This is a genomic window from Mycolicibacterium novocastrense, assembly GCF_001570485.1.
GTDB lineage: Bacteria > Actinomycetota > Actinomycetes > Mycobacteriales > Mycobacteriaceae > Mycobacterium > Mycobacterium novocastrense.
Genome location: NZ_BCTA01000001.1, coordinates 20,488 through 27,699 on the forward strand (window position 1 = coordinate 20,488; position 7,212 = coordinate 27,699).

The 7,212-nt window shown below is 65.7% G+C and carries 8 protein-coding genes and 1 pseudogene; 3 read left to right on the top strand and 6 right to left on the bottom strand.

Annotated elements, in window-relative coordinates:
• Positions 1–275 precede the first annotated feature (275 nt).
• From RMCN_RS00105 to RMCN_RS00115, 3 genes and pseudogenes are all read right to left on the bottom strand, one after another.
• A complete protein-coding gene (locus RMCN_RS00105; RefSeq protein ID WP_067386359.1) occupies positions 276–545 on the bottom strand; it encodes a metal-sensitive transcriptional regulator in 270 nt (89 codons plus the stop codon).
• Positions 535–1,474 (bottom strand): annotated as a pseudogene (locus tag RMCN_RS00110) (sulfite exporter TauE/SafE family protein). The gene RMCN_RS00105 and the pseudogene RMCN_RS00110 overlap by 11 nt, the downstream one beginning before the upstream one ends.
• 5 nt (positions 1,475–1,479) lie before the next feature.
• The gene (locus RMCN_RS00115; protein WP_067386361.1) at positions 1,480–2,079 is read right to left on the bottom strand and encodes a rhodanese-like domain-containing protein; all 600 of its coding nucleotides are present in this window, start codon (positions 2,077–2,079) and stop codon (positions 1,480–1,482) included.
• A gap of 131 nt (positions 2,080–2,210) precedes the next feature.
• Here RMCN_RS00115 and RMCN_RS00120 point away from each other — a divergent pair, with 131 nt between their 5' ends.
• Positions 2,211–3,590 carry an MBL fold metallo-hydrolase gene (locus tag RMCN_RS00120; protein ID WP_067386363.1) on the top strand — a complete coding sequence of 460 codons (1,380 nt, stop codon included), beginning with the start codon at positions 2,211–2,213 and terminating at the stop codon, positions 3,588–3,590.
• A 144-nt stretch (positions 3,591–3,734) separates the two neighbouring features.
• On the opposite strand, the gene RMCN_RS00125 is transcribed toward RMCN_RS00120, so the two are convergent.
• The 3 genes from RMCN_RS00125 to RMCN_RS00135 form a co-directional block, all read right to left on the bottom strand.
• Positions 3,735–5,081: an MBL fold metallo-hydrolase gene (locus RMCN_RS00125; RefSeq protein ID WP_067386365.1), complete on the bottom strand. Its 1,347-nt coding sequence runs from the start codon at positions 5,079–5,081 to the stop codon at positions 3,735–3,737.
• A 36-nt stretch (positions 5,082–5,117) separates the two neighbouring features.
• Positions 5,118–5,891 carry a sulfite exporter TauE/SafE family protein gene (locus tag RMCN_RS00130; RefSeq protein WP_067386366.1) on the bottom strand — a complete coding sequence of 258 codons (774 nt, stop codon included), beginning with the start codon at positions 5,889–5,891 and terminating at the stop codon, positions 5,118–5,120.
• A gap of 187 nt (positions 5,892–6,078) precedes the next feature.
• On the bottom strand, positions 6,079–6,348 hold the full coding sequence (locus RMCN_RS00135) for a metal-sensitive transcriptional regulator (protein WP_067386368.1): 270 nt from the start codon (positions 6,346–6,348) through the stop codon (positions 6,079–6,081).
• A gap of 341 nt (positions 6,349–6,689) precedes the next feature.
• Between RMCN_RS00135 and RMCN_RS32050 the strand changes: the two genes are divergently transcribed.
• Complete coding sequence (locus RMCN_RS32050; protein WP_234787524.1) at positions 6,690–6,929, top strand: DUF6328 family protein; 240 nt, start codon at positions 6,690–6,692, stop codon at positions 6,927–6,929.
• A gap of 104 nt (positions 6,930–7,033) precedes the next feature.
• Positions 7,034–7,212 (top strand): redoxin domain-containing protein (locus RMCN_RS00140; RefSeq protein ID WP_131808486.1); only part of this gene is annotated, 179 nt, incomplete at its 3' end.

Sequence of the window (7,212 nt, forward strand, 5' to 3'; positions counted from 1 at the left end):
CTCAACCAGCTGTCGATTTGACGGAGCTGTGACGTGTTCATTGCCGTGGTCGGCATGGAGTTTGGGGTGCGCCGACTACACCGCCCGGGTCGGCTGTGTCCTAGCCGGTTTGGGCCGAGTCGGCACCCAGCGCGCCGCGCCAGGCGCCAAAGATGCTCCACCCCAAGAGAATCGACCGACCCCACGATCGGGGCGGTGTTCGCCTTCGTAGACGTTGCCGCATCAGGCGTGCCGGGCAACATCTGCGGCGACCACGAAGCCGCCCGGCCCCGCTGTTAGGCCAGTGCGAGGAACAGCTTTTCCAGTTCGGCCTCGGTCATCGGTGTGGCTCCGTCGGCCGCTTCACCGGTGACGCATTCGCGCAATCCGGTGGCGACGATCTTGAAGCCGGCCCGGTCCAGTGCGCGGGATACCGCGGCGAGCTGGGTAACGACGTCCTTGCACTCGCGGCCCTGCTCGATCATCGCAATCACTCCGGCGAGTTGGCCCTGGGCGCGGCGCAGCCGGTTCAGCACCGCGGCAATCGCGTCTTCGTCACCAACCATGCTGTGTAGTCCTCTCTGGGTAGTAGCTCCACAGTACCGGTGGGGGTATACCTAACGGCTTAGCCGCGGCGGCGACGCGCGGCCGGCTGACGAATCGCCGCAACGGGCAGCGCATATCGGGTGCACGCGAACGTGATTGCGGCGGCGAGCGCAGTCAACACGGCCGCGGCGGTACCGGCGGCTGGGTGAATCTCCTGGCCCAGGATGACCGAGGACATCGCCAACAGGAACCAGCCAAAGGTCTTGTGCAGCGCGTCAGGGTTGACTCTCGCGCTCACGCGCGCGCCGATCACACCACCGGCCAGCGCCGCCGCGGTCACCGCGCCCGCCAGGGCCCAGTCGACGGGCACACGTGCCAGCTGCCCGGCCAGCCCGGCGAACGAGTTCATTGCGATGACTGCGAGCGAGGTGCCGACCGCGACCGGCATGGGCAACCCGCCGAGCAGCGCCAACGCCGGCACCATCAGGAAGCCGCCCCCGGCGCCGACCAGCCCGGTCACCAAGCCGACCGCAAGCCCCACCCACATGATCGTGACGACCGGCATCGATCCTGCAGCGTCGGCAGGGCCAGCTTCCCTGCGTCCGCGCAGCATTGTGGCCGCGGTGGCGATCATGATCACCGCAAAGCCGATCAACAGCGCGGTTCCCGAGATGAACTGGGCCAACAAACCTCCGGCAAGGGCACCGGCCATACTGGCTGCGCCGATCACCAGGCCGGTGCGCCACTGGACCATTCCAGCCCGCGCATGCGAGGTCGCCGCCACCGCGCTGGTGACACCGACCACGAGCAGGGATGTGGCGATGGCCTGCTTGGTCTCCATCCCTGCCACGTACACCAGCAGCGGCACGGTCAGGATGGCGCCACCCCCGCCGAGCAGGCCCAGCGTGACGCCGACGAGAACCGCCAGGGCGATGGTCAACGCGATCATGGCCGTCAGCGCGCCTTCGGATGGGCAGCGACGTTGTCGGTGAGTTGCGCGACGATGGTGCGCGCGTCGCACGTGGCGCCCCGGTTGTAGGACAGCTTCGACAGCATCGTGCCCATCGCGCAGGTGTCGGTCAGTGCCGCTGCGGCCAGCCCGCCGCCGATACCGGCGGCCAGCCACTTGAGCCGGGGCGCGACGATGCTGCTCACAACGCTCGACAACACCAGGCAGCCGGCGACCAAGCGGACCTGACGCTCCAAGTCCCACCGCTGAGCGGCCCGCTCGACCGGGAATCCGAGTGCCTCCCAAGCGGTCATTCCGCCGTCAAGGATGTGCACGTTCGTCACGTCGGCCCCGCGTAAGGCCTGGTCGGCCGCTGTGGCGCGCTGCCCTGAGCGGCACACCAGCACCACCTGCTGGTCCAGGCGCTTGGCGATCTCGTCACGATGCCCGCGCAGCATGTCGAGCGGCACGTTGTAGGCGCCCGGCATGTGCGCCGTTTCGAACTCGCCGGGCGTGCGCACATCGAGGACGCGCGGAGGGGCGGTCGAGTTCATGAGGGCACGCAGCTCCTGGGCATCGATCGCGGCCGGTGTCGAGGTGTTCATGAGGTCCTTTCGCGTGGGCCCGGCGGTCGCTGATTCCCGTTTGACAGGAATACCACCGGGGGTATAGTGGTTCCCGTCGTACACATACCCACGGGGGTATATGCAGCAGCGAGCAGTGAAGGAAACAGACGATGATCCTCGAGCAGTACTACATCGAGTGCTTGTCACACGCCTCGTACCTCATCGGCGACGAAACTACCGGCCGCGCAGTCGTTGTCGACCCCCGTCGCGACATCACCGAGTATCTGCAGGATGCCGCCAGCTACGGGCTAACGATCGAAGGGGTGATCAACACCCACTTCCACGCCGACTTCGTCTCTGGACATCTGGAGCTGGTCGAGGCCACCGGGGCGTGGATCGGATTCGGCGAGACGGCCCAGACCGACTATCCGATTCGCCGGCTCACCCACGGCGAGCACATCGCCCTGGGCCCGGTCGACCTGCAGATCCTGTCGACGCCGGGGCACACCTGGGAGTCGATCAGCGTCGTCGTGCGCGAGCACCCCGATGCCGAACCCAGTGCGGTACTGACCGGTGACTCCCTGTTCATCGGTGATGTCGGCCGGCCCGACTTGGTCAACATCGGCAACAGCTCGGCCGCCGATCTAGCCCGGGCGATGTATCGCACCATCCACGACACCCTGCTCAAGTTGCCTGACGCGGTGACGGTGATGCCCGCCCACGGTGCGGGATCGTCGTGCGGCAAGAACCTGTCGACCGAGCTGACGTCGACCATCGGCGAACAGCGCCGCACCAACCCGTCGGTGCAGCCGATGAGCGAGGACGACTTCGTCGAGCTGATCACCCATGGGCAACCGGCGGCGCCGGACTACTTCTCCGTCGATGCGGCGATGAATAAGCGTGTCCACCCGCTGCTGGCCCGTGACCGCAAGATTCCGGCGCTGACGCCCGCGCAACTCCGCGCGGCGCTGCACGACGGTGTGCGCGTCCTGGATGCCCGCAGCGTCGAAGACTTCTCCGCCGGTCACCTTCGCGGCTCGATCAACGTCGGCTTCGACGGCCGCTTCGCCGAAACCGGCGGAATGGTCGCTGGCATCGGAGACGACATCGCGCTGATCGCCTACCCGGGCGAAGAACAAGACGCCGCGCTGCGACTGGCCCGCGTCGGCTCCGATAACACCATCGGCTATCTCACCGTCGAGCGCGACGGGGGCTTCCCCGCCGAATTGGCCGACCTGGTGCAGACAGCGCCAAAGACCAGCGCCGCCGAGGTGGACCGGATGCTGGCCGAGGACGCGGTGACGCTGATCGACATCCGCAACCCCGGCGAGTTGGAGACGGGCACCATCCCCGGCGCGATCCATATACCGCTGGCCCAGTTGCGAAACCGGCTCGACGCGGTGCCCACCGGCAAGCCGATCGTCGTGCACTGCGCCGGCGGGTGGCGTTCCAGCGTGGCCGCCTCCCTCCTACGCGCACACGGCCTCGACAACGTGTCAGACCTGACCGGCGGCTACAACGCCTGGGTCCACACCCACGCCCTCGCCTAACCGGCCAGCCGGCGCGTCGGCTACGACCAGAATCCCGATCGTCGGGATCCGGCTGCACCCAGTACCCGCGCCGAGGCCCACAGGTCATCGACTCAATCACCGGACTCGGCGGCATGGTCACCGCCAGCAGCGCCCAGTGGTTTTCTAACTGACGAGATGGAGGTTGGCGGCCGTGTCGAATTCGTCGTTGACCAGGACGAGGGTGCGGCCGGCCCGGTCGATGATCGATGCTGCGATCGATGCGCGATACCCGGAGGTGCAGTGCACCCACACTTCTCGGTCGGGAACTTCGTCGATGCGGTCGATGAGCTCGTGCAGCGGGATGTTGAGGGCGTCGCGCACGTGGCCCTTCGTGTGCTCGTCGTGTCGACGGACGTCCAGGACAGTGACATTGTGCTTGGCCAGCACGCCGGCCAAGTCAGTGAAGTTCGCGACGCGGTAGGAGCGCAGCTCGGTGCCGGCGCAAAGAGTATTGATGTCGCCCACTGCGGCGCCGTCAAGCTCGTCGATGCCGATGCGGACGAGTTCTCTTCGGGCCTCGGCGATTTGATCGAAGTCCTCACCGATGAGGGTGAGCGGCTCGCCCCACTTGTGCAGCCAACCCAGATAGGCAACGAACGAGTTCGACAGCTCGAAACCGAGCGTGCCGCCGAGGTGGCCGGCGGCGAACGCCGTGCGGGTGCGAAGATCAACGACCCATTCGCGCGCCTCAATGCGTCTGCGTAGCTCATCGGGATCAACGGGTTGAGGCAGCGACAGGTCGACCGGGTCGGGGCCGGTGCTGTTGATAACACCCATGTGCGCGTAATAGGCGGGGTAGTCCGATAGCCCGGCGAGCAGTTCGGTGACGAAGGTCTGCTCATCCCGGGTGAGGGCGGGGTTGCTCTGACGCTGTTCACCGATGGTCGATGAGTCACCGCTGCCGGGGGTGGCCGAACAGAAGCTGCCAAATCCGTGGGTGGGATACACCGCGGTGTCAGCGGGCAGCTCGTCGGCCAGCCGTCGCACCGAGTGGTACTGCGCATGGGTGAGTTCGCGGGTGTGCTCGGCGCCCACGAGGTCGGTCCGACCGGTGGTGCCGTGAAGCAAGGAACCGCCGGTGAACACACCAACGGTGGCGCCGCCGCGGTCGCCCAACACGTAGCTCAGGTGATGGTGGGTATGGCCGGGAGTATGGATGACCCGTAGCCGGATAGTTCCGGCGTCGATGATGTCGCCGTCGGACACCGCACGTCTGTCGTAGCTGACGTCGTCGCCGGCCGGCACGACGTATTGCGCTCCGGTGGTGCGAGACAGCTCCAGTCCACCAGTGACGTAGTCGTTGTGGATGTGGGTTTCCAGCACATGGGTGATTCGAACCCCGCGATCGTCGGCCAGCCGCAGCACACGGTCGATGTCGCGCTGCGGGTCCACAACCACCGCGGTATCACCGTCGGCGACCAGGTAGCTGCGGTCGCCCAGTCCCGAGGTTTCAATGATCAGCACGTCCATAGGGGTTACCTCCTCAGCCCGGTTGAAAATCGTTGGTCAGCGGATAGCGATGGTGTCGATGAGCACATAGGCGGCGACGGCGATCACGAGATAGGCGAACCAGCGCTGAAGACGGGCCGTGGCGACCGTGGTGCCGAGGTGCCCGGCGATCAGCGATCCCGCGATCGCGGCGCCGACGAATGCCACCGTGATCGTCGTGTCGACGGTCATTGCGTTGGCGTGTGCCACTAGGCCAGCCGCGGAATTGGCGACGATGATCAGCAGTGACGTGCCGATCGCCATGGGCATTTCCACGCCGAGCAGCACGACCAGCGCTGGGATGATGAGGAATCCGCCGCCGACGCCGAACAACCCGGTCAGCAGGCCCACCAGGAACCCGATGGGAATAGACCGCGAGGCGCAGCGGCGCCAGTTGATCCCGAGGTCTCCCACTGTGCACGGCGTGCCGGTGCCGCCACGATCCAGCAGCATTCGCGCGGCCGCGACCAGCATCACCGCAGCAAAGCCGATCATGATGATCGGTTGTGTAAGACGGCCTCCGATGGCAGCGCCGACGAAGGCAGCCGGGATACCGGCGGCTGCGAAGATCCCGGCCAGACGCCAGTGCACCTGACCGACACGGATTTTCGGTAGGGCGCCCGTGGCCGACGCGATAGTGACCACGATGAGCGACATGGGTATCGCCTGCGCGATGCCGAGGTTGAGCCCATAGACGAGCGCCGGCACCGTCAGGATTGACCCGCCGCCGCCGAGCAGGCCCAACAGCACCCCGATGACGGCTCCGAGGCCCAGCGTGGTCCAGACAGTCATGATGTCGGTGACACGCCGGCTTGCCCGACGGTCGCCCGTAGCGTCGGTAGGTGCTCTGCTCCGGCGCGTCGATCACACCGAAGCCGTTGTGAGCCGGTGCTTTTCGTCTTCGTCCGACGGCGTCGTCGAGCAGGGAGGTGCGCGCAAGCGGGAGTGGAAATGCCGTCATTCCTTCCTCTTTCAGGTGTCAGGCCAGCGCGAGGAAAAGCTTCTCGAGATCTGCCTCGCCGATCGGCTCGGAGTTCTCGGCTGTCTCACCGGTCAGGCAGTGCCGCATGCCGGTGGCGATGATCTTGAAGCCCGCACGATTGAGTGCCTTCGAGACCGCCGCGAGCTGGGTCACGACCTCCGAGCACTCCCGTCCCTGTTCGATCATCGCAATGACGCCGGCCAGCTGCCCATGGGCACGCCGCAGCCGGTTGAGCACCACCGTGATGCTTTCTTCATCGCCGATCATGCGCCATCCCTTCGAAATACCCCCTGAGGTATAGGGTAACATACCCTCCAGGGTATCGGCCCTTGTGGTCGGGCGAAAGTCGACGACCCACATCTCGCCTTCGTCATCGAGATAAAGCGATGATGCAGCTAGGCGTGGTCGCCGCGGTGGCAACGTGACCCGTCACGGTCTGGCTACTGGACAGCGCTGGGTCGCAAAGATTGCCGCGGGTGCGGTGCGCAGGGCTGTTCGGGCCACATGACAGATGAGAGCGCAGGTCGCCGACGACGGACATCGATAGCCGCGGGCGCACGGGCAACGTCAGCGAACTATTGGCTGAACTACGTGTCGCCCAGCCCGGTGTGCAGTTCCTGTTCGGATTTCTGCTCGCGGTGGTATTTCTGCCGGGGTTTGAGCATGCCCCCACCTGTGAGCGGGTCATTCACCTGGCAACGATTAGCACCGCGGTAACCGCCTTGATTACTCGCAGCGCCGGCAGCCTGGCACCGGTTGCTACTTCGCCATCAGCCCCGTATCAATCGTCTACTCAGGGTGATAGCGCACTTGACCGTTGGGACGGTACCATGATCCGAGTTGTCTAGCGTCGTAGTCCGGCGACTGAAGCGACACTGCGCCCCCCCGCGGCTCAGAGGCGACTAATTGCCCGCCGCAGACATGCTGGAAGTACGGGAAGGAAGTTCTTCTAATGACACTAACAATTGGCGACACTGCTCCTGATTTTTACGCCGAAACCACCGAAGGCCCAATGAACTTCCATGAGTGGATCGGTAGCAGCTGGGTAGTGCTGTTCTCACACCCCCGCGATTTCACCCCGGTGTGCACGACAGAACTGGGATACATGGCACGGATCAAACCCGAGTTTGA

Coding starts and splice junctions, on each gene's coding strand:
- RMCN_RS00105 (WP_067386359.1), bottom strand. CDS start 545: ATGGTTGGTGACGAAGACGCGATTGCCGCGGTGCTGAACCGGCTGCGC.
- RMCN_RS00115 (WP_067386361.1), bottom strand. CDS start 2,079: ATGAACACCTCGACACCGGCCGCGATCGATGCCCAGGAGCTGCGTGCC.
- RMCN_RS00120 (WP_067386363.1), top strand. CDS start 2,211: ATGATCCTCGAGCAGTACTACATCGAGTGCTTGTCACACGCCTCGTAC.
- RMCN_RS00125 (WP_067386365.1), bottom strand. CDS start 5,081: ATGGACGTGCTGATCATTGAAACCTCGGGACTGGGCGACCGCAGCTAC.
- RMCN_RS00130 (WP_067386366.1), bottom strand. CDS start 5,891: ATGACTGTCTGGACCACGCTGGGCCTCGGAGCCGTCATCGGGGTGCTG.
- RMCN_RS00135 (WP_067386368.1), bottom strand. CDS start 6,348: ATGATCGGCGATGAAGAAAGCATCACGGTGGTGCTCAACCGGCTGCGG.